Origin of the sequence: Spiroplasma endosymbiont of Panzeria rudis (genome assembly GCF_964019705.1) — a bacterium.
In the GTDB taxonomy this organism is placed as follows: Bacteria; Bacillota_I; Bacilli_A; order Mycoplasmatales; family VBWQ01; genus Spiroplasma_E; species Spiroplasma_E ixodetis_A.
In genome coordinates, this window is record NZ_OZ026460.1 from 1,204,063 (window position 1) to 1,226,454 (window position 22,392).

A 22,392-nucleotide genomic window follows, 5' to 3' on the forward strand; every position below is an offset into this window, starting at 1 on the left:
TTAGTGATAATTATTATAATTTGTTTAAAATTAAAAAGGATATCAGTAAATTTAACCATAAAATATGATTTTAATTAATTAATATTATAAAATACATCGTTACCTAAAAATTTAGCTTGATCTGCTAAATCAGCTTCAATTGTTAATAAACGATTGTATTTTGCAACACGATCAGTTCTTGACATTGAACCTGTTTTAATTTGTCCAGTATTAAAAGCTACTGCTAAGTCAGCAATCGTTGTATCTTCAGTTTCCCCAGAACGATGAGATACTACTGCCGTTCACCCAGCTTTTTGACACATTTCAATAGCTTCCATAGTTTCAGTTAATGTTCCAATTTGATTTAATTTAATTAATACTGAATTAGCAACGTTTTTAATAATTCCTTCTTTAATAATTTTTGGATTAGTAACGAATAAATCATCACCAACAACTTGGAATTTACCTTCTGATTTTTCTAATAATAATTTAAATCCTTCTCAATCACCTTCAGCCAAACCATCTTCAATTGAAATAATTGGATATTTTTTAGTTAAATCAACTAAATAATCTACTAGTTGCGCTGAAGTTAATAATTTTTCAGTATTTTTACTTTTACCATCTTTATTACCAAAAACATATTTACCATTTTTATAAATCTCTGATGATGCACAGTCCATAGCAATTTTTATATCTTTATTTGGAGTATAACCCGCTTTTTTAATAGCTTCAACAATTAAATCTAATGCTTCTTCGGTTGATTTTAAATTAGGAGCAAAACCACCTTCATCACCAACTGCAGTAACTAAACCCTTACCTTTTAAAATACTTTTTAAAGCATGAAAAGTTTCGGCAGCCATTTGGATTGCCTTTGAAAATGTTTTAGCACCAACTGGCATTATTAAAAATTCTTGAAAGTCAATATTATTATCAGCATGAGCACCACCATTAATTACATTTAACATTGGGACTGGCAACTGACAAGCATTAGTACCACCTAAGTATGTATATAAGGGCACATATAATTCATCAGCGGCAGCTTTAGCAACTGCTAATGATACCCCTAAAATAGCATTGGCACCTAATTTTGTTTTATTTTCTGTTCCATCTAACTTAATCATTGTTTGATCAATTAATCTTTGATTAGTAACTTCCAAACCAATAATAGCTTCGGCAATATTTTCATTAATATTTTTAATGGCTTTCATAACACCAAGTCCACCATAAACTTTAGTATCTTTGTCTCGTAGTTCTAAAGCTTCTCTAGTACCTGTTGAAGCACCTGATGGCACTAAAGCAAGCCCGTATCCACCATCTTCAGTTCAACATTCAACTTGAATAGTTGGATTTCCTCTTGAGTCTATTACTTGTAGTGCTCTAATATCAATAATGCAAGACATATTTGTTAATTCCTTCTTTCTTTAATATTTCACTAATTATTATACAGAAAAAAATATTGTTTAGAATCAAAAAAGCACAAATATTTTTTATTTGTGCTTCTAAAATAATGATGATTTAATTACATTTGTTGTTGTTGTGGATGTTGAGTTGTACTACTTGGTAATGATGCTCCATTAACTTTAGCAGCAGTATCACTATTTCATGGTTTTGGAGTTACTCCATCATCTTCTGGTATTAAACTTTCAGGATTATTAAGAGCAGTAACTATTGTTTCCATTAATTCATCAGTTTCAATCCTTTTTTGATTAAAATTATTACTATCAGATAAATCTTTCCTATTAATAGTTACATTTTGTTTTACTTCATCTCTATAAAAGGTATAACTTATACTTTTAAAATTATCATTTTTATCAAAAGTTAAAGAAAAATCAACTTCATTTTTAGCTAAATATGATAATGCACGAATTTGTTCAGGACTAAGTTTCACTTCTGCTTTTAATGGAATTCCAAGTTCATCATTACATAAAACATAACATTTTCCATTAAAAATATTAAAATTAAAAGTTTTAGTATTTTTTAAAAATAAGTTTGATTTTAAATCAAGTATTGGTGTTACTGTTCTTGCTTCTAATACTCTTGCTTTTGCTTTTTGATTTATGGTACTAAGTTGTTCTTTATCTTCATCACTTAACTTATTAGAGCAATTTACTTTCTTATTATTTTCATCAAAATAATATGCTCTTAAAAATTTACCATCACACTTATTAAATAAAATAACAGTATTTGCTTTTTTATTTTGTTCTATTAAATTATTCAAAATATCATTTTCATTTTTTTCTAATTTTAATTTTTTATCCAATGTTTGCTCATCAGTTGTTATATTTAAATCTCATAATTTTCTACTATCATCTCATTTTAAATTAATAACATTTTTAACGATAACTGGAGATAATTTTGTAGCTGATGGTTTTGGTGATATTACCTGTTCAGCAGCAGTTCTTGCCACTTTAACTTGTGCTCCATTTTCTCCACAGTGAATACCCTTTAATCCATCAGGAAATAAATTATTATTTGCAAAACTTTTTCTTAATTCCGATAAAGAAATTGTTCCAATACATTGTAGTTGATTTTGATCAGCAATAACTACTCATTTTTCTACTAAATTATTACTTGGGTTTTTCGCAAAGTATACTTTTTGATACTTACCAGCAACTTCTATATCATTATTTCATATATTTTTATTTTCTTGAGAAAGTTCTTGTTCAAAAATTACATTTTCTGGATCTGATTTAGCATCTGATATTTTTATTTTACCATCTTCTATTACTAAACTATACAAACCTTCTATGCTATTATTTTGCAATGTTTCAGAGATATTATTTGCAATCTGTAAAGGTTCAGGTAAATCTTCTGGTAACACTTCTGGTGCATTTACTAAAAAACGCATAGCAACTAAATCAATTTCTTGTTGCTCTTCTTTAAGAAGAGATGCTAATCCATTATTAATTGTGGGTTCTATAGTAAATCCTAATTGTGGAGGAATACTTAATGCTTTTAAATCATCAAATTGCTGGTCGGTTAAAGGATTAAATTCATATGCTTGATATTTTACATTATCATATAACCATCCTAGAACAGGTTTTTTTGTTATTTTATAGGTTTCTCAAAAAGTTTCTCCATTTTCGTTAATCTTTTTATTTAAATAAAAAATATCATTATCAGTAATATTTTGAGCAGTTGTTGAGATTATAAAAGTATCATTTGGATCAGTAACATTTTTAATAAAAATTTCATTTCCTTGACGATAAATAAAATAGTCTTTTTCAACATTCACTAAGTTTAAATGTTTTTTAAAATTTTCAATCATTGTACTATTTGAAGAATAATCATTAATTTTATAGTGTTCCACATCTCAAACTGGGTTTGGTTGTTCAAATGGATTTCGCAACTGTTGAGCATCTAATAAATTATTAATCTTTTGATTAATTAAAACATCATTTTCTTTAAACAGTCCAGAATTTATAAAAATTCCATTAAATTCTGATAATTTTATACTTCCTAATAATCCTAATTCAGGTCTTATTTCACCTTCAGATTCATCAAATAAAATTTTATATATTTTAATTTTAGTATTGTCAGTTTCATCTTCAACGAAAACTAATTGGTCTTTTTTAAATAAACTTTGATCATTTTGAGTTAATGATTCATCACTAATAAATATAGTATTAACTAATGAACCACTATCAACAACAAATTTTCCATCTTGATTTAAACTAACTATTTTTTTTACTTTTAATGGATTAATCTTGAAAGAAGAATTCTTTAAAATATTAAGTGTATTCTTTTTTGAATATAGGTCATCCTCTACTTCAATAGCAATATCTTCAACATCACTTATTTCTGATTGATATATATTTCTCATAATGTTTGTAAATCATTTAAAATTTTTCATTAGTGGCATTTTTATTTTTCTCCTTTAATTATTACATTTATGGTGTTGGTATAGATAAAACTGACTTAACACTTTGTTCTACTGGTTTTGATGGTGGTTCAGTACCATTAACTTCCTTTGCAGGAAAAGAATTATTACTTTGTACTTCTTTTTTAGGTGCAACAGAATTATTTTGTGAATGTTGTGAATGTAAAGAAGAGGCTGTACTAATTACTCTTTCAAAAGTATCAATTAATTTTTCAGCAATTTTTATATCTTTCCTCTTATGAGTCTGGTTATCAATAATATATGCAAACAAAATCTTTCCATTTTTATCAACTTCAATATTTATACTACCATTACGAGGACATTTTTTGGCTACAAAGTTTTTAAATTCCTTAGCATCATTTACATCTACAGGAACAATTGTTTTGTTTTTATTATCAATAAACAAATAACACGTTCCATTTTCAGCAAATGATAATTTCATAGGCTCTTCAGATCTTTTTATAATATTAACATTAAGATCATCTAACTCTTCTTTATATTCTTCATTATTTAAATTATTGGATTCTGATTCAGTTTTTAATAATAATTCTGGTAATTCTTTTTTACCTAAATATTCAAGAATAATCTTATCATTTTCTTTTTTAGTTCGATATAAATGTACTAGAGAACTATCTAATTTTTCTTTTACTATTACTAGTTGTTGTAATTAATCACTATTAATTACTAAAGGTGGTTGTTGAATAATACTAACGTTTTCATCATTAGTTTTTTTTACTAAACGTCCCTTTTCATCTACATATACAAGTTCAATAATATATTCTTTTAAACTACTATCCAATTGTGTTTTTATATCATCAATCTTAACTTCCAAACTATTTAAAGTTATATTGGGTGATGATTCATCTTTTTTAGAACTTAATGATTTTTGTAGAAAATCATTAAGTTCTCGATATTCTACTGTCTCTGATAATGGCATACTCTACCTCCATAATTTTTAATAAATGTATAAATTTCCAAAATATAAAAGCTAAATATAATAAACCCCTTATATTTATTTAAAAAAAATAAAAGGGGAAACACTATATTTAATTCATATGCCTATATTTTAATACTTTTATATTCTTAAAACAAGCACTTATCAATAAAAAGAAAAAATCAATATATTTTTATTTAATAATTAAAGACTCACTTGTCATAACAGTTGGTTTAACTAAACCCAAAACGTCTAATAGCGTTGGAGCAATATTTGCTAAGCAACCACCTGATTTTAATTTTAATCCTGTTTTACAAATAATAAATGGTACTGGTTGCGATGTATGTTTTTTATTAGGATTACCCTCTTTATCAATCATGATTTCAGCATTACCATGATCAGCAGTAATCATTAAAATACCATTCACTTTTTTTATTGCTTGATACAATTTTCCAAGACATTCATCAATAACATCAATCGCATCAATGGCAGCATTTAAAACACCAGTATGACCAACCATATCTGGATTAGCAAAATTTAAAACCATAACATCATATATGTTTTTAGAAATTTCACTTTCTAAACGAGTAGTAATTTCGCGAGCACTCATTTCTGGTTTTAAGTCATAAGTTGCTACTTTTGGTGAAGGAATTAAAATTCTTGTTGATAGTGGATATTCAACATCAACACTACCATCAAAAAAATAAGTTACGTGTGCATATTTTTCAGTTTCAGCAATTCGTAATTGATGATATTGATTTTTACTTAATCATTCCCCTAAAGCATCAAGCATTGATATAGGTGGAAAAATAACACCTTGTGGTTTAACACTTTTAGCATATTCCATCATTGAAATAAAAAAAGTATTTTTTAATGTTGGTATTTTCATACTAATATTAAAATCATATTTATTATTTGTTAATGCTGATGCTAATTGAATTGCACGATCAGGACGAAAATTAGCAAAAATAATGCTATCGTTATTAGTAATATTGCCATTATTAATTTCAGAATTATAAGCAGGCATAATAAATTCATCATTACGACCAGCACTATATTCTGCATTAACATAAGCAATAGGATCAATAAATGAAGCGCCTTCATGATTAACTATTACATCATATGCTATTTTTAAACGATCTCAACGTTTATCGCGATCCATAGCATAATATCTTCCTGAAATAGTAGCAAGCATACCAACACCTAATTGTTTCATAGTTTTTAATAACTGTTCAATATAAATTTTAGAAATATCAGCTTTTGTATCACGACCATCTAAAATAGCATGAACATAAACATTCTTAAAATTTTGTTGTTTAGCAATTTCTAATAATGCCAAAATATGATTAATATGAGCATGTACTCCACCATCACTTAGTAAACCAATAATATGAAAATTACTATTATTCTTTTTGGCATGATTAATTGCTGACAATATTGTTTCATTTTTAAAAAATGTTTTATCATTTATTGACTTATTAATTAATGTTAATGACTGATAAATTACTCTACCGGCACCAATTTGTAAATGTCCAACTTCAGAGTTGCCCATTTGTCCTTCTGGTAAACCAACTGCAAGGCCAGAAGCTGAAACTTCAGTATGCGGATAAGTTTTTAATAAATAATCCAAATTAGGTTTTGTTGCAGAACTAATGGCATTAGTTGCACTAGATTTTGCAATACCAAAACCATCTAAAATACATAGTAATATTGGTTGTTTTGTTTTCATAAATTTCACCTCATATTTTATTTAATAACTTGCAACTGATGTTTAAAATTATCAGATTTAAAAATAGTAATCATTTTAGTAATAAAATCAGTAATACATTGATAATGAACAGTACTCAAAATAACAATATCTTTTTTAAAGACTATTTTAATAGATTGCTTTTTAGTAATTTTAGTAATTATTGTTTTTAAATCACAAATTGATTTTAAATCTTCACTTAATAAAATAACCATACTAGGATTATCACTAATATTATTAGAAAGAAATAAAATAGTATTACTACTATTAGCTAATAAATTGTGTCCTTTAATTTCCATTAAATTATAATCTAATAAATCATTATTAAAAGAATAATGAGTAATTTTCAAATTATCAATGACTTCTGAATAATAACCATAAGCAAAAGTCTGCGATAAATTTTCTAATATATCTTGAGATACTATCCGCCATTTTGAAAATGACTTCAATAGTTCTTTATGAATTTTTTGTAATTGTCATAAATCTTGATAATTAGTAATATTAGTTATCGGTGCTATTGGTTGAATATTTTCAGGCTGATTAATTGCTCTAATTTTTTTATTAATAGCATTAATAGCAATAATGATTGGTTTTTTAGCATTAATAAAAAAGTTTTCAATTCGTTGTTTATTACCTGCTATTAATGTTATTTTTCGCTGATCTTTATTAGTTTTAATAGCAACAACTGCTATTTTTTGCAAATTAATAATTTCTTGTAATTCAACTTCATTAAATTTTTTTAAATAACTATATTCTTTTTTATTTTGCAATAAAATTAACTGTTCTAATGATAATTTTTGTTCTAATAAAGAATTAATGATACATTCACTTTGCAATATTTGTTTTCTATTTATCTTTAAATTATTAAGAACAACAATAAAATTTTGTTCAGTAATAGAAATAGAACTAAAATTAGAAGTTTTATAATTTAATTGTTTCATCAAACTATTTGTAAATAATTTAGCACCAATTTTATTATTAACTAATGATTGATGATGACTTTCATTGATGGTTAAATATAATGGAATATCGTTAATAACGATTGGTCCACTATTAACTTTAACTAAATGAATATAAGTATTAGGAATAAGAGTATTATTAACATCAATTACTTCACCAGTAAAATATTCATTAGTAATAATACCTTTGTCACTAACAATACTATCACTACTAGAAGCAAAAATAGTTTTAGTACAAATAATAAAGCCAATTTGTTCTAATTGATTAGTGTCTTCACCATTTTTACTAAACAATGCTAAAATTTCTGACTTATTCCTAAAAGCATTGACAAAAGTGGTTGCCGGAAAGGCACGATGTTTAATTTTTTTTGTTAGTTTTGTTCACATACTTTTAATTTGTATCTTTGATAATTCCATGTTTAGTTAACTCCTTATTTTTATTAGTAATTTAAATAGAGTTAAATTAGTAAATCAAAAAAAGATTGTGGTACTAATGAAGCACCTCCAACTAATGCACCATCAATGTCAGGTTCAGAAAGTATTAATTTAATATTATCGGGTTTTACTGAACCACCATACTGAATACGTACTTGTTCTGCAACATTTTTATTATATAATTCACTAATAAATTCACGAATCATTTTACAAACCGTTTGAGCTTGTTGAGCTGTTGCTGTTTTACCAGTACCAATTGCTCATATTGGCTCATAGGCAATTACTAACTTAGCAATATTTTCTGCTTTAATATTTTTTAATGCTAACTTAATTTGATTTTTAATTACTTCATTAGTCTTTTTATTTTCATATTGGTTTAAAGTTTCACCACAACATAAAATTGGTATAATATTAGCATTAAATAGTGAATGTAATTTTTTATTTATTGTTTTATCTACTTCATTAAAATACATTCTGCGTTCAGAATGACCAATAATAACATGACTAACCATCATATCTTTTAGCATCTTAATTGAAATTTCACCAGTATATGCACCTTCGGTTTCATAATGACAATTTTGAGCTGCAATAATTAAAGCAGAAGTTTTATTCATTTTTAATAAAGGTAAATTAGTAAAACTAGCTGCTATTCCATAATCATATTTAATAGTTTTAGTTTTTAATAATTTATTAAATTCATTTAAAAAAAATTGAGTTTCTTCTATATTTTTATACATTTTTCAATTTCCAATAATAATCTTTTTACGTTCCATTTGTTTCTCCTTTAAGTTAATTTTTTTTTTGATATAGTTGGCTTTAATAATGTTGCTGCTTCTTCATCAATAATAATTGTAACATCATCATGATTTTGTAAAAAAGTACATGGATAATTTGGAGAAACTTTACCTTCAACTAACTCTCGAATAGCTTGTGCTTTATTAGTTCCTGTAGCAATTAAAACAATCAATTTAGCTTGTAAAATAGTATGAATACCCATCGTAACAGCTTTGGTTGGTACATCTTCAACTTTAGAAAAAAATCTTTTATTAGCTTCAATTGTTTCTTTAGTTAAATTAACAACATGTGTTTTACTACTTGCAAGAGTACCTGGTTCATTAAAAGCAATATGACCATTAGTACCTAAGCCCAATATTTGTAAATCAATTGGTCCTTTTTCTTTTAATAATTTTTCATACTCTTCCACATTTTGGTCTAAATCACCAATACCTTTAGGAACATACGTATTTTTTAAATTAAGACTTTTAATATGATTAAATAATTGATGATTCATAAAATAACGATAACTTTTTACATGATCTGGAGTTAAACCAACATATTCATCTAAATTAAATGTTACGACTTTTGATCAATCTCTTTTGTTATTTTTTGCATCTGCTATTAATAAATCATATGTTTCAATTGGACTACTTCCCGTTGCCAATCCTAAAATAGCATTTGGTTTAACTTTAATAATATCAATAATAATTTTACTTAATAATTGAGCAACCTCAGTTTTATCTTTTAAAATAATTAATTTCATAATTTAAAAACCCCTTACATTACTTACTTATTCTTGCTGATATGCAATTTTTCCTTCACATATTGTTAAAAAAATATCATTATTCTTAGTTAATACAATAATATCTGCTAATTTACCAATAACAATATCACCCGTTTTATTTGCAATTCCTACTTGTTTAGCACTATTATAAGAAGCCATTTTGATGCAATCTTGTCAATTATTATTAGTAATTTTTAATAAATTTTTAAAACCAGCAATCATTGTTGCAATGCTGCCTGCTAATTTTCCGGTTGCTTCAACAGTAACCTTATTATTACTTTTAATGACAAGTAATGGTCCCAATAAATACTTACCATCAGGCTGTCCTTTCGCACTCATGGCATCAGTAATCATACAAATTCCATCGGCACCTTTAATTTTATATGTTATTGCTAAAATATCAATATCAACATGAATTCCATCACAAATTAACTCAGTAACTAATTGATCATAATATAATGATGCCGGAACAACACCAGGATCACGATGATTATAGGGGCTCATTGCATTATAAAGATGGGTAATATGCGTTAAACCATATTCAACAGTTTTAGTTATTTCTTTAAAAGTAGCATTACTATGACCAACACTAGGAATAATGTTATTTTTAATTAATGAAGAAATAAAATTTGAATTTTTATTATTTAAATTAGGATCTATCTCAGGAGCATAAACAATAAATTTTAAATTTTTGTTACTAATTATATTTCAAGATTTTACTAAATTAAGATCAGGAACATGAAGTAATGACGGAGTATGTGCTCCTTTTTGTAATTCTGAGATAAAAGGTCCTTCTAAATATGCACCAATAATTCGTGCCTTGTTACCTTTATTTTCTGTTTTCATATACTTAGCAAATACTGAAAGAACATTATCAATTTCTTTTTTGCTGGCAGTAACTGTTGCATAACAAAACTTTGTTACTCCCTCTTTTGGAACTAATTTTGCAAAATTATTAATTGATTCAATGGTACCATCCATTAAACTATAGCCATAACCTCCATGTACATGTAAATCAATAAAACCAGGTATTATTGTTTGATTATGACAATCAATAACCTGAGCATCTTGAAATTCATAATTATACTTTCCTTCATTAATTTGGAAAATTAAATTATCTTTAATTACTAAAAAACCATTATTTATTATTTTCTTAATGCTAATTATTTTCGCATTATTTAAAACTAAAATTTTAGACACTAATACCCTTCTTTCTAGAATTATTAATTGTTTAAAATTGCTAATGACACTATTATACCTAAAATTTTAACTTAAACCTAAATCTAAGAAAAATAATTAAAAAAAAGGCTTAATTGCCTATATTTTAAATAATGGTGGCTCGAAGCGGATTCGAACCACTGACACTTCGCTCTTCAGGCGAATGCTCTACCAACTGAGCTACCGAGCCGTTACCTATACAATAATAGCATATAAAAGTAAAAAATAACAAGGGGTTAAAACTTATTTTTTAATTTATTTAAATATATATTTATTTTTTTGCTAATTATCTTCTAATTACATATCTTCTTCAACAAGGTTTTTCAGTTTTTGGCATTAAGTGATTTGAGTCTCTTCTAATTTCTTCTTTTCAATTATTATTTAATAAATCAGTAGACTCATTTTCTTTAGCAATATTTGCTTGTAAAAATATATTATTACCAATAATATTTAATGATTCACTTCTTTGAAATTCATGATCACTACATACATCATTTACTAAACTTTTGACAATCTCACATAATTTTTTACAAGTATCTAATATCAATTTATATTTTTCTTTACCTTTTCATTTTTCAATTAATGATTCACAATTTTCAATAAATTTATCCTGTCATTCTTTAAACTCTTCGGAATTAATTGTCTTAGTTAAATCACCATCACAATAATAAGTTAATATTTCTTTTCAAACATTACGTCATACTTTTCTCATATTATTATGAGGAGTTTTAACTTTCAATTTTTTAATCAAAAAATCAAAATCTTGAATTTTATTTCTTCTTCAACAATTTAATAATGCAGTAATAATCGGAATTACTAATTGTTTATTATTTATTTTTTCTATTATTTCTTGTTTTTTATTTTCAAGATCTTCTAATCTAGTTATACGTTCTTTTTCTAATTCTTGTAAAATATTAAAATACTCTTGATATTCTTTTATTGCTTGTGAATATATTATTAATTTAATTATTACTTCTCATTTGTTTATAAGTTTAATATCCATTTTAATTATTCTTTCCATTAGTTCAAATATATCTCTTATAACCCACTATTTAATCCGATAATTTATTTATGTTTTATAAATAAATTCAATATCTATAATTTTAATAATTTATTTTATTAATAACTTATGCTACAACTGTTTGTTTAGGAGAATGAAAGTCAATATCCATATCAATATTAATACTTTCACCGAAACTATCACTTCACTCACTAATGCAGCTTTCAGAAACAAGACATGTATCAGAATCTAATTGAGATGATAATGATTTATCATCATTAATAACTTTAATTTCGTATTTTTTTTGAAGTTCAATATTTTTTAAAACATCTTTAAATAAAGTTACTGCAAAATTACTAATTAACTCTACTTTTAAACTATTAAATCCAAGATTTTTAATTACTTTTTCACATGTAGCAACAAATTCGACTTTTCACACTTCGTATTCAGAAAACTTTAAATTTTTAGATTTTTTTTGTTCTAAATAAAATGCTAATAGTTTAGAAGATAAATCCAATTCTGCTTTTTTAAGTGCTGACTTATCTAGTGATTTAGTATAAAGATCTTTAAATTTTTTAAAAAAAAATTCTTTTTCTGCAATCTTTTCACCTAATTTAATTTCTCAATTTTTGTTACTTTTTTTAACTGTCTACATTTTCAAATCTTATAAAATCATATGTTTTTTATTTTTCGTAATTTCATATTATTTTTTTCTATTTTATCTGTAATAACTTTTATTTTTAAATCAATTTCTTTTAAAACCAATTCTTGATTATCTTTTAGATTATTATATTGTTCATTAACTAATTTATAACTGGCAAATGCTACTTGAAAACTTAATATTTCTTTACTATTAATTGTTTCATAAATAAATTTTTCCATTAAATTTTTTACTTCTATAACTTCCAATTCATGTTTGTTTTGAAAAGTTTCATCACGAAATACATCTAAAAATAAAGTTTGTACTGTATTAGTTATTATTTTAATATTTTCTAAATCAAATCCTTGTAATTCATTCATTTTTATATTAGCAAATTCAATAAATATATTTGCTCATTGTTTATATTCATAAAAATATAATCTTTTACCATTTAAAGAATTATCATCAAAATATAAGGATAATATTTTCCAATAAATATTATGTTCAGCAAATCGTAATTTTTTTTCTGCTAAACTTCTTTTTGTTTTTAAAATTGAATATTTTTTGACAAAAATCATTTTCTGATTTTATTTTTTAAATTTAATTCTCTATTATTGTTTGAATTTATAAAAGCATTATATCTATCTAAACAACTATAATATTGTTTTAAAATTTCATTTAAATCATTAAAAGATTTATTATATTTTTTCATTTGTTCATCTTTTTTTGCTTCTTTAATAAATTGTTCTACTTTTTCTTCATTAAATAAAAAATCTAACTCTGACACTTAAATTTCTCCTTAACATATTTAATTTGTTTTTAATTAATATTGTTTGCTAATGAATTATATAAAAATAATAAAAAGCCACACTAATAAATTTAATTTATTAACGGGCTTAATTTTACAAATATATAATTCCTAAAAATAATACACCTATTATAATCATTTGTAAAGGGAAAATTATTATTAAAATCATAATTTATTTCTATTTTATACAATATATTTTGTTAAAATAAAAAAATAAACTTTACATATTAAATGGTCTATTTTCTAAATTTGTTACTACACTAGAGGTATTATTAATCAAACTTATATTTTCAGGAAAATCTTTTTCATTAATAACTGTGATTGCCACTTCTTCTTGAAATTCTTTATTTGTAACAATATTTTTTTTAAAATTTTGAAGAATTTCAATAAAATTACTTAAATTTTTAAATTTCTCGCGTTCTGTAATATAAAATCTCTAGTTTTTACATACTTTAATAAAGTTATCTATTCATTTTTGAAATTCTTCATTTTTTATTTCTTTATTATGATTTGTTTCTTTTAAATATAAAATTAAAATAAGATTTCATATACCACGAATTGCAAAAATAAATTTAAAATGTTTATATTCTTCAATTAATTTAAGTGTATTAATTATTTCTTCTATTGCTACTAATTCAACTTCCATTTTTGATAAAGAAAAAGTATTATTTTTATTTTCTTTCTTTTTAATTTTATTTTTATATTGTTCATTTCTTTCAAGTAATTCTTTTGATATCTTTGTGACTGTATCAATAGTCTCTCTTATTTCATTTCTTTTAAGAAGAAACAATTTATAATCAACCAGTATATCGTATTTTTTAATAATTGATATTTCTCTAATATATTTTGGTATTTTTTTGGTAAAAATAGGTAATTGTTCCATATATGTTTTAAATATTTTAGTATTTATAATTTCAAGTGCATCATTAAAAAGATTAAAAGATATTACATCTTCTATTTCTAATTTAGACTTTTCTTTTTCAATATTTAAATTATATTTTCTTTGAAAAGTTTCATCACGAAATACATCTAAAAATAAAGTTTGTACTGCATCAGTTATTATTTTAATATTTTCTAAATCAATTCCTTCAAGTTCATTCATTCTTATATTAGCAAATTCAATAAATATCTTTGCTCATTGTTCATATTCAGAAAAATCTAACGTTTTGCCTTCTATAGTAGTATCATTAAAATATAATAACAATATTTTTAAATAAATAATATGTTCCATTTCCCGTTTTGGTGCATTATCACGTAGTTCTAATAAAATATTATGTATTTCTTCCAACATATTTGCTTTCTTTTCTAAGTTTTTTATTAAAAACATTTTTTTATTATTTTCCTTTTTTAAAAAAATAGAATTTAATTTTTTTATTTTTTTATTATCAGGAACTGTTTCTGTTCTTAATTGTTATCTAATTTTTTCTTTATTTTTTAAAAATTCATCTAAATCATAAAAAAAATTCATATATTGACATTCACCATTTAATATGATTTCTTTATAATCATTAAAAAAAATCTTTATTTCATCACTATTTTTTAGTAAAATAAGAAATTTGTTTATTCTTTCTTTTTCTAAATGTTCTAATCTTGGCATTAAAATTTCTCCTCATAATAATGTTAATTTAAAATATAAATTATAATATTAAAAAACCTTATTAATAAATAAATCTATTAAAAGGCTAATTTTGCAAATATTATAATTACTATTGATAATACACTACTATAAAATAATAATTAAAATCAAACTATACAAAATACTTATTTTATAATCATTTATTTATATTCTTTAAATTATTTTTAATTAAATATTCAAAACCTTAAAAATACAAAAAAGCATATTAATTGATAGATTAAAAAAATAAATTATAATTTTATTAATTTAATAATTGTTTATTCCTATTATAGATATTTCTATAATAGGATTTTTATTAAATTACTAAAAAAAGGAGCATTAAAAGATATGACTAAAAATGAGAAATTAATGATTGCTATTGAAGAAGGTAATTTAAAAAAACTATGAAATTAGTAAAAAATGGCGCCAATGTCAATTATAGAAACTTTAAATATTCCATTTGTAAAAAACTTACCGGTAAAGTGACTTCTTATCCAGATAAAAATACTAGTGGTAATACTCCATTAAAAGCCGCCAAAAAAGGATATTTAAATATAGTTAAATTTTTAGTAGAAAATAACGCTGATATTAATCATACAAATCAAAATGGTAAAACTGTCCTAATCCTAATTGCTGATAATAATAATATAGAGGGAGTTAAGTTTCTAATAGAAAATGGTGCTAAAATTGAATGTATAGATAATTTTTGAGAATCTAGAAGTGAAAGAATATTTGCAATCATGAATTTTAAACTCAAGTAAAAATGAAATAAATTCACCTAACTCTAGTAATCAACGAACAACAAATATCAAAAAACAAAGTTTGCTAATGATCTAATTAAAAGTCTAAAATAACTTTTATTATTTCTTAGTTTTAATATTTCTAACTTCTTTTAATTGTTTTTTTAACGTTTTTAATTGCAATTGTAAATCTTCATATGATGGTAAATCATCACTTTTAATTTCTTCTTTTTTGTTTTTACTATAATCATTAGTTTTTTTTGATAATTGTGGAGGATTAACTCATAAATTTTTTAAGCCATATCAAAAAATAGTAAGTAAACTTAAACCAATACCTGCTCAAGGAATTGTTCATAAATCTTTAAAAGGAATAGTTTGAAAATTTCTAATATTAAAGTAATTAAAAAGTACTAATACAAAAAGTATCAATACTAAGGTTATTAATAACATGTGTATAGCAAAAACTGATCTTGAAAAAGGTTTTTTAATAAAAATTAATGGTATTAAATAAGTTAAATTAAAAATCAATAATGTTCCAAAAGTATATAAAGAAACTATACTATCACTAGTCATTAATTGTTTATAAAAACTACTAGTGATTGGTTCTTTATTAACGATTAAAGTAATAATAATAGCAATATTGTTTTTTAATGGAACACCCCAATTAAATAATGGAAAAATTGATAAACTAATTGTTACTGTTAAAACACTAATAATAACTAATGTTTTACTTAAAATTAAATTATTTTTTTTCATATTATCCATCTCTCATTATGAGTTTATTTTTTCCCTCTAATAATATTTTATCATTATTAAAGCAAAAAAATAACTATCAAAAATTAAGATTAAGATTTATTTTTAGTTTTAGCTAAATTTATCATAAAAAAATTATAAACAAATCCCTATTAAAATTCATAACATAAAAAAGTTCTAACAAATATATTTAGCCTAATAATAAAAATCCATTAATATACCTAAATATTTTTTCCCTATGATATTTTATATATTCTTTTTGTTCATTATTAAATCTTAACTGTTTATTTTTAATAATTTTTTTAAGCTTATACACATCATTATTTGGTAATAAATCAGAAAATATAATATAGCCATTAATATCAAATGTAATTAATCCGCGATCAAAAAGTTTATCAAATATAGCACTAAGTAATAAAACATTATTTAAATCTATTTTTTCTTTCTCTTCAGAAAAAACCCAAGGTTTTATATGTAATGCTATTAATAATTCATTATATTCCAATTCTGTGATTTGACATACACTGTATTTTTTAATTATTTTTTTTCTTAATTCATCTTGACCTTTTCTTGCTGTTACTATTCTTTTATTTGAATTTTTCCTTAGTTCATTTTGTTGTTTAAATAAAATACTATTCTTTATTAAAGAAAAATCTAAACCAAATGAAATAAAAACGTGATTATCTTTCGTTTTTTTTTATTTCTAAAAAAGTTTCAAAAGGTATTGCAATATAAAATATTATTTTACTAAAAATAGGAATTTCTAAGACATATCTATTTTTACTAAATGTGGTCATAATATACTCTTCATTAAAATTATCATTTTCTAATAACATACTATTATATTTACTATAAAACATATTAATCATTTCGTTAATTTTTTTAATATCAGGACTTTTAAAATCATGACTAGTTTTTAAAATTGTTACTCATCTAATTCTTAAAGATTCAATAAAATTTTCTAAATTGTGTAATGAAAAATAAATATTTCCCTTAATCTCTTTACCAAATATTTCTAAAAATTGATTTTCTGAAAATTTTATTTTAGCTTGACCATTAGTTCTAGAAATTTTATGTTTATTATTAGCACAAACATATTCATTAGATAAAGTAATTACCTTATTTAATATGATATCATTACTACTTATAACGATATTTCCCATGATTTATTTCCTTTTTTTTCTTTTATAGAAGTATCAATGTTAGAATTTTCTAATGACAATAATATTTCTTTTAATAAATGTTCAAAAACATTTACTACAATAGTATTACCAGATTGTCTATAAATCTGAGTATTAGAAACTACTATTTTAAAAGAATCAGGAAAACCCATTAATCTTAAACACTCCTTTGGCGTTAATCTTCTTATCCTATCAGTATCATAATTAACATAATTGTCAGTACTTGCATAATGATATTTAAAAGAAGAACTTAATTAAGATTGTTTTTGCTATTTGAGGATTTGCCTTACCTTTTTTTAAAACTGTATTTTGTAACTTTTCTGACAAAATAAATTTTTTAATATACCCTTCTGAAACAAAATCACCAATAAAATTTGACTGTTGATTTCTAACTTGACAAAGCATTATTTCACCATTAACTTGTGTTATCTTCTTTTTCATTCTTTCTTCATTTAAAACGTATTTTTTAGCTTTTTCTGATATTTCTTGTTCATCTAAAAATACTTTTTCTAAAAAATCACTCATTTTATATTTTAATTCAATAGGTTTTGGAAATTTAAAATCAGTTTCATTTAAAAATCCAACAACAAAAAGTCGATTTCTACTTTGTGGAATACCATAATCTTTAGCATTTAAAAGTTTATAGTAAATATTATAACCCGTTTCTTTAAATTTTTGTTCAATTATTTTTCAAGTCTGACCTTTATTATTTGTTAGTAACCCTTTAACATTTTCAAAAATAAAAACTTTGGGTTTTATTTCATTTACAAGTCTAATAAATTCAAAAATTAATAAACCTCTAGTATCTTCCAACCCTTTTTGAAAACCAATCGAACTAAAACTTTGACATGGAGAACCACCTACAAATATATCAACTTTATTTTTAAACTTACTACCATCAATATTATATACATCATCATATCATTGATTATCATTTATTTTATAATTTGCAAAGTATGTTTCTTTAACATATTTATCATTATCACAAGCAAATAATATTTCATGTTCAATATCCATTTTTTTAAGCGCTTGTTCAAATGAACCAATACCACTAAAAGAGGTTGCTACTTTTAATTTCATATTCTTACCTCCATTAATTTATATTGAAAAAGAATTATAACAAAATAAACTTATATTTTAGTTTATTTTTATTTTTTATAATATTTATATTTTATATAAAAATTATTTTTAAACGAAATGCATTATTTTATTTTTTTAGTTTTAGCTAAATTTAATGCAATTTTTCGCGCAGCAAATGGATCACGAGGATCATAATGTCAATAATTAGTAAAATATTTTTTAAAATTATTAGGTAATGTTGAAGAAGCAATATTAATAGCATGAAAACGATTAGCTTTTGCTTTTAGTTGTAACATTAAATTAATATTATTTTTAGTAATATTAGCAGATAAAAAATCAGAAACTACCAATAAGTCTGCATTATGATATGTCTTAGATTGCATAATTGTTAAAGCATGACTAATAGCTGGATTAATATTAGTATGTCCTTTAAAACTATGACCTAAAAAATGAATTAGATTGGGAATTGATGAAACTAAATTAGATAAGTCATAAGTTTCAAATTTACCAGAAAAATTAATCATATAGCACGGTCTTTTTTCTTGTAAAGCAATTTTACTAATAGCCAGCGCAATTGATTTTGCAATAATTTCTGGACTATGAATCATTGATTTAGATGTATCAATGCATAAGATAAAAGGGCCTTCACTTTCGGGAATTGGTACTTCTACAACTTCTTCAACAAGATGTTCAGTGGCAACTAAATCCATTGATTCAAACTCTGTAATTGCTAACTTTTCTTCAACAAATTTTTTATAAAAAATGGCATTTAACTCTGGAATAGCAAGATTAACTAATTCTAATGGTAATAAATGTTCTAAATCTTTACCCTCGGTAATTCCTACTATTTCTTCAGGCCATTTTCCTAATGGCTTTAATTCATATTCAATTTGTACTTTTTGATGAATCTGCTTTTCTGTTAAACCTGAAATTCCTTTTCAACGACCAAGTAGTCTAGCAATTTCAATAATAGCTGGATTCTTATTTAAAATTTCACCATATTGTATAATAGTATTTAAATTAATTTTTTTAAAATCATTTAAATCTCCTTCTCAAAATCGTCCAAAAAAATTTCAAGCAAAACCAATAATATGCCTTACTTCATTAATAATTTTAATATTATTACTTCACATTGTTAAATACTTTTGACGCATTTGCATAGTTTCAAATAACTTATAATTTACAATTCTTTGAACAATTAAACTTTCTCAATGTCTTGTAAAATTATCAAAAGTTAATTTACTATTAAGTTTACGATCCTTAAATTTTTCTTGAAAATAATGAAAATAATTAATCATTAGTGAATCAAGAGTTTTTGCCCTAGTGTAAATTTCTTGTCAATTATTTTTTAATCTATCAATACCATTAATCATAACTCAGAAATATAATCGTAATTCTCTTTTAATGATGGGACTAATAACAATATTTTTACTTTTTTCTAAAACTTCATTTAAATAAAAATGACTAATTTGTTGATCAAATTCCGGAGCTAATCAAGCAAAATTTCTTTTAAATCAAGCAAAACTACTTAAATTTGTTTCTGATAAAGACATTTTTTTTAATTTGGTTTCTAAAATTTGTGAAACATGGGATTCAATTAATTCTTCCATACTAATCACCTATTTTAATTAACATCAGAATTATTATTAGTGTCATTAACATTTGGGATAGTTATTGGTGAATCTTCAGTTAGTGATTCTGATGAAAGAGTCTTTTCGGTTTCTGCCTCAGGTATTTGTGAAATTTTATCAAAAAATGCCATTTCTAATAGTGATTTAAATTGTTCATCAAAAAATATAGAATTGGTTTTACTTAAACGATGATATTCTTGTTCAAAATGTACTTTTAATTCATTAATTTGTTGCTTTAAATCTTTAATTTGACTATTAATATTTCCAAATTGTGATTTACTATCAGTATTAGTTAATTCAACTTGAATTATAGAATTATTTGTAATATTTATTAATTCACTAGAATTCTTTAATTGTAGTTCAAACTTCTGATTACCTTCCATTTTACTTAAACTTTTACCATAAAATAATTGAATATTATGACTTTTTTTATTACGTCGTAATAATAACTGAAAATCCTTTCTACTAATAAAACAAATTGGAAATTCATCACTATGTCATAATAAACGATAATATATACCTTTAATTTCTTCAGAAAATGGATTGGAGTAAATAGATGGTTGATTTTGACTATCTTTAATGTTTTCGGCATTATTACTTAATGTTTCCAACTCACTTTCCAGTTCAATCTGATTTTGTTTTAATGTGTAAGTTAAATCTTCACAATATGCTTCATTGAAAAGTTTTGTATATTCTTTTTCTTGAACTTCATTATCTCAAATACAGTAAGGAATAATCAATAAATCAGGCTTATCAGTAGTTGTTCTGCCATTATAATAAGCTGAAGCTTTTATTAATTTTGCAATTTTTTTTCATCTTCGATCAGAAATGTAAGCTTTACCATTAGTTGCTTCTGTTAAAATTTTACGAAAACGAGAAATAAAACTTAATGTTTCTTTGCTTAAAGTAACAGTAGTTTCCAATTCTTTTAATCACTTTTCATATTCAGATGTTTTAATTTGTAATTCAAGCGGAACTTTTACTTCTAAACTAGTAATACTTTCTAGCATATCATTAAAATTTTCTTCATTAGTTAAACCATAAACTATCATTCTAATAATAAAACGATCAAATAAAGCTTCTAAACCTTTACCGCTTTCTGGTAACTCATTGGAAGCTGAAATTAATAGTTTTAATGATACTTTGATATCAACACCACCATTACGAAAGATTTTTTCATTAATAATAGTTAGTAAAGTATTTTGAATTGAAGGGCCTGCTTTTCAAATTTCATCCAAAAAAGCAATATCAACAGCAGGTAAATATTGATCAATAATTCTTACATAGTTACCTTTTAATAAATCTTTGATTGAGATTGGTCCAAAAATTTCTTCTGGAGTAGAAAAACGATTCATTAAATATTCAAAATTTCGCCCATCATGAAGCGCATATTTAATTCGTCGTGAAATTAATGATTTAGCAATTCCTGGTAATCCTAATAAAAATATTGATTCTCCTGATAATAACGCCAAAATAGCAAGTTTAAAAACAGTTTCTTTTTCATAAACATCAGCGCTAATTACTTTAATTAATTGTTCAATTCGCTTAGAAAGTAAACTATCTGTATTCATTATATTCTCCTTTACTTATTATTTATTCGACACTTAATTCTCTTCTTACATCATCACTTTTAACAATTAATAAACAAGCAGCAATTAATCATAAAACAGTTATTAATAAAACAATAATCATAAATATTGGAACTTCTGCAGAAACAGTTTCATTTACTAATCCATTAACCACTAACAAAATTGTACAAAATACTTCTAAAACTATAAAATAAACAATTGCTAAAATAATATAAACAATTGATCATCCAAACATAGCACTAGCAGTGCGACCAATCGCTACTGGTAAATAAAATATAAAATTAAATCCCAGAGTTATAATTAAAAATATATAAATTATATAAGTTGGGTTCATGTTACTACCTTTATTACTCAAAATTTGATTAACCAAATTGTTAGCTAAAAAATAAGAAAAAATTAAATGAAAACATGAAAGTGTAAGTAACAAAATACGAGCAATATTTTCCATTTTTGAACTTCAATACATTCTTTTAAATTTAATACTATCACTTAATAACGGATTATAAGTAGTAAAACGTTGTTCTTCAATATCTTTAAATGATTGATTATCATTATTTGATTTGATAATACTATTATCAACATTTGACAATGGAGTATTTTTTAAGTCATCTTTTTTTTCTTCCATATATCTAACACCCCTTA

At 23.7% G+C, this 22,392-nt stretch carries 24 protein-coding genes and 1 tRNA gene; 1 reads left to right on the forward strand and 24 read right to left on the reverse strand.

The features are described 5' to 3' along the window. Positions 1-74: 74 nt before the first annotated feature. From eno to AACK89_RS06760, 16 genes are all read right to left on the reverse strand, one after another. Positions 75-1,379 carry a phosphopyruvate hydratase gene (gene eno / locus AACK89_RS06685; RefSeq protein ID WP_338978167.1) on the reverse strand — a complete coding sequence of 435 codons (1,305 nt, stop codon included), beginning with the start codon at positions 1,377-1,379 and terminating at the stop codon, positions 75-77. A 119-nt stretch (positions 1,380-1,498) separates the two neighbouring features. After that, entirely contained in the window at positions 1,499-3,841 is a 2,343-nt protein-coding gene (locus AACK89_RS06690) for a hypothetical protein (protein WP_338978169.1), read from the reverse strand. Positions 3,842-3,869: 28 nt separating this feature from the next. Beyond that, entirely contained in the window at positions 3,870-4,301 is a 432-nt protein-coding gene (locus tag AACK89_RS06695; protein WP_338978172.1) for a hypothetical protein, read from the reverse strand. Between the two features lie 225 nt (positions 4,302-4,526). Continuing rightward, entirely contained in the window at positions 4,527-4,796 is a 270-nt protein-coding gene (locus AACK89_RS06700) for a hypothetical protein (RefSeq protein WP_338978175.1), read from the reverse strand. A gap of 190 nt (positions 4,797-4,986) precedes the next feature. Then, complete coding sequence (gpmI, locus tag AACK89_RS06705; RefSeq protein ID WP_338978178.1) at positions 4,987-6,522, reverse strand: 2,3-bisphosphoglycerate-independent phosphoglycerate mutase; 1,536 nt, start codon at positions 6,520-6,522, stop codon at positions 4,987-4,989. 17 nt (positions 6,523-6,539) lie between these two features. After that, on the reverse strand, positions 6,540-7,916 hold the full coding sequence (locus AACK89_RS06710) for a hypothetical protein (RefSeq protein WP_338960988.1): 1,377 nt from the start codon (positions 7,914-7,916) through the stop codon (positions 6,540-6,542). Positions 7,917-7,957: 41 nt separating this feature from the next. Further along, a complete protein-coding gene (gene tpiA, locus AACK89_RS06715; protein ID WP_338978180.1) occupies positions 7,958-8,707 on the reverse strand; it encodes a triose-phosphate isomerase in 750 nt (249 codons plus the stop codon). Between the two features lie 11 nt (positions 8,708-8,718). Further along, positions 8,719-9,474 carry a glucosamine-6-phosphate deaminase gene (nagB, locus tag AACK89_RS06720; RefSeq protein ID WP_338978182.1) on the reverse strand — a complete coding sequence of 252 codons (756 nt, stop codon included), beginning with the start codon at positions 9,472-9,474 and terminating at the stop codon, positions 8,719-8,721. 27 nt (positions 9,475-9,501) lie between these two features. Then, positions 9,502-10,695: an N-acetylglucosamine-6-phosphate deacetylase gene (gene nagA / locus AACK89_RS06725; RefSeq protein ID WP_338978185.1), complete on the reverse strand. Its 1,194-nt coding sequence runs from the start codon at positions 10,693-10,695 to the stop codon at positions 9,502-9,504. A gap of 132 nt (positions 10,696-10,827) precedes the next feature. Further along, a tRNA-Phe gene (locus AACK89_RS06730) sits at positions 10,828-10,903 on the reverse strand. Positions 10,904-10,999: 96 nt separating this feature from the next. Further along, complete coding sequence (locus AACK89_RS06735) at positions 11,000-11,734, reverse strand: hypothetical protein (protein ID WP_338978187.1); 735 nt, start codon at positions 11,732-11,734, stop codon at positions 11,000-11,002. 106 nt (positions 11,735-11,840) lie between these two features. Beyond that, positions 11,841-12,152, reverse strand: a complete 312-nt coding sequence (locus AACK89_RS06740) for a hypothetical protein (RefSeq protein WP_338978190.1) — start codon at positions 12,150-12,152, stop codon at positions 11,841-11,843. A gap of 170 nt (positions 12,153-12,322) precedes the next feature. Then, on the reverse strand, positions 12,323-12,931 hold the full coding sequence (locus tag AACK89_RS06745) for a hypothetical protein (protein WP_338975887.1): 609 nt from the start codon (positions 12,929-12,931) through the stop codon (positions 12,323-12,325). Continuing rightward, positions 12,901-13,140, reverse strand: a complete 240-nt coding sequence (locus AACK89_RS06750; protein ID WP_338975886.1) for a hypothetical protein — start codon at positions 13,138-13,140, stop codon at positions 12,901-12,903. The genes AACK89_RS06745 and AACK89_RS06750 overlap by 31 nt, the downstream gene beginning before the upstream one ends. A 457-nt stretch (positions 13,141-13,597) precedes the next feature. Then, positions 13,598-14,452 carry a hypothetical protein gene (locus AACK89_RS06755; RefSeq protein ID WP_338978192.1) on the reverse strand — a complete coding sequence of 285 codons (855 nt, stop codon included), beginning with the start codon at positions 14,450-14,452 and terminating at the stop codon, positions 13,598-13,600. A gap of 120 nt (positions 14,453-14,572) precedes the next feature. Further along, positions 14,573-14,758, reverse strand: coding sequence for a hypothetical protein (locus AACK89_RS06760; protein WP_338978195.1), 186 nt, complete (start codon positions 14,756-14,758; stop codon positions 14,573-14,575). A gap of 422 nt (positions 14,759-15,180) precedes the next feature. On the opposite strand from AACK89_RS06760, the gene AACK89_RS06765 reads away from it, so the two are divergent. After that, on the forward strand, positions 15,181-15,537 hold the full coding sequence (locus AACK89_RS06765) for an ankyrin repeat domain-containing protein (RefSeq protein ID WP_338978197.1): 357 nt from the start codon (positions 15,181-15,183) through the stop codon (positions 15,535-15,537). Between the two features lie 99 nt (positions 15,538-15,636). Here AACK89_RS06765 and AACK89_RS06770 read toward each other — a convergent pair whose 3' ends face one another. The 8 genes from AACK89_RS06770 to AACK89_RS06805 all read right to left on the reverse strand — a co-directional run bounded on the left by AACK89_RS06770 (position 15,637) and on the right by AACK89_RS06805 (position 22,375). After that, a complete protein-coding gene (locus AACK89_RS06770; RefSeq protein WP_281749123.1) occupies positions 15,637-16,272 on the reverse strand; it encodes a hypothetical protein in 636 nt (211 codons plus the stop codon). A gap of 187 nt (positions 16,273-16,459) precedes the next feature. Further along, the gene (locus AACK89_RS06775) at positions 16,460-16,939 is read right to left on the reverse strand and encodes an HNH endonuclease (RefSeq protein WP_338979310.1); all 480 of its coding nucleotides are present in this window, start codon (positions 16,937-16,939) and stop codon (positions 16,460-16,462) included. 10 nt (positions 16,940-16,949) lie between these two features. Beyond that, a complete protein-coding gene (locus AACK89_RS06780; RefSeq protein ID WP_338978199.1) occupies positions 16,950-17,432 on the reverse strand; it encodes a hypothetical protein in 483 nt (160 codons plus the stop codon). Then, positions 17,414-17,704 carry a DNA cytosine methyltransferase gene (locus tag AACK89_RS06785; protein WP_338979311.1) on the reverse strand — a complete coding sequence of 97 codons (291 nt, stop codon included), beginning with the start codon at positions 17,702-17,704 and terminating at the stop codon, positions 17,414-17,416. The genes AACK89_RS06780 and AACK89_RS06785 overlap by 19 nt, the downstream gene beginning before the upstream one ends. Then, the gene (locus AACK89_RS06790; protein ID WP_338978201.1) at positions 17,688-18,530 is read right to left on the reverse strand and encodes a DNA (cytosine-5-)-methyltransferase; all 843 of its coding nucleotides are present in this window, start codon (positions 18,528-18,530) and stop codon (positions 17,688-17,690) included. The genes AACK89_RS06785 and AACK89_RS06790 overlap by 17 nt, the downstream gene beginning before the upstream one ends. 122 nt (positions 18,531-18,652) lie before the next feature. Beyond that, positions 18,653-20,140, reverse strand: coding sequence for a VWA domain-containing protein (locus AACK89_RS06795; protein WP_338978204.1), 1,488 nt, complete (start codon positions 20,138-20,140; stop codon positions 18,653-18,655). Between the two features lie 14 nt (positions 20,141-20,154). Continuing rightward, a complete protein-coding gene (locus AACK89_RS06800) occupies positions 20,155-21,732 on the reverse strand; it encodes an AAA family ATPase (RefSeq protein ID WP_338978206.1) in 1,578 nt (525 codons plus the stop codon). A 22-nt stretch (positions 21,733-21,754) separates the two neighbouring features. Further along, positions 21,755-22,375, reverse strand: a complete 621-nt coding sequence (locus AACK89_RS06805) for a hypothetical protein (protein ID WP_338978208.1) — start codon at positions 22,373-22,375, stop codon at positions 21,755-21,757. Between the last annotated feature and the right edge of the window lie 17 nt (positions 22,376-22,392).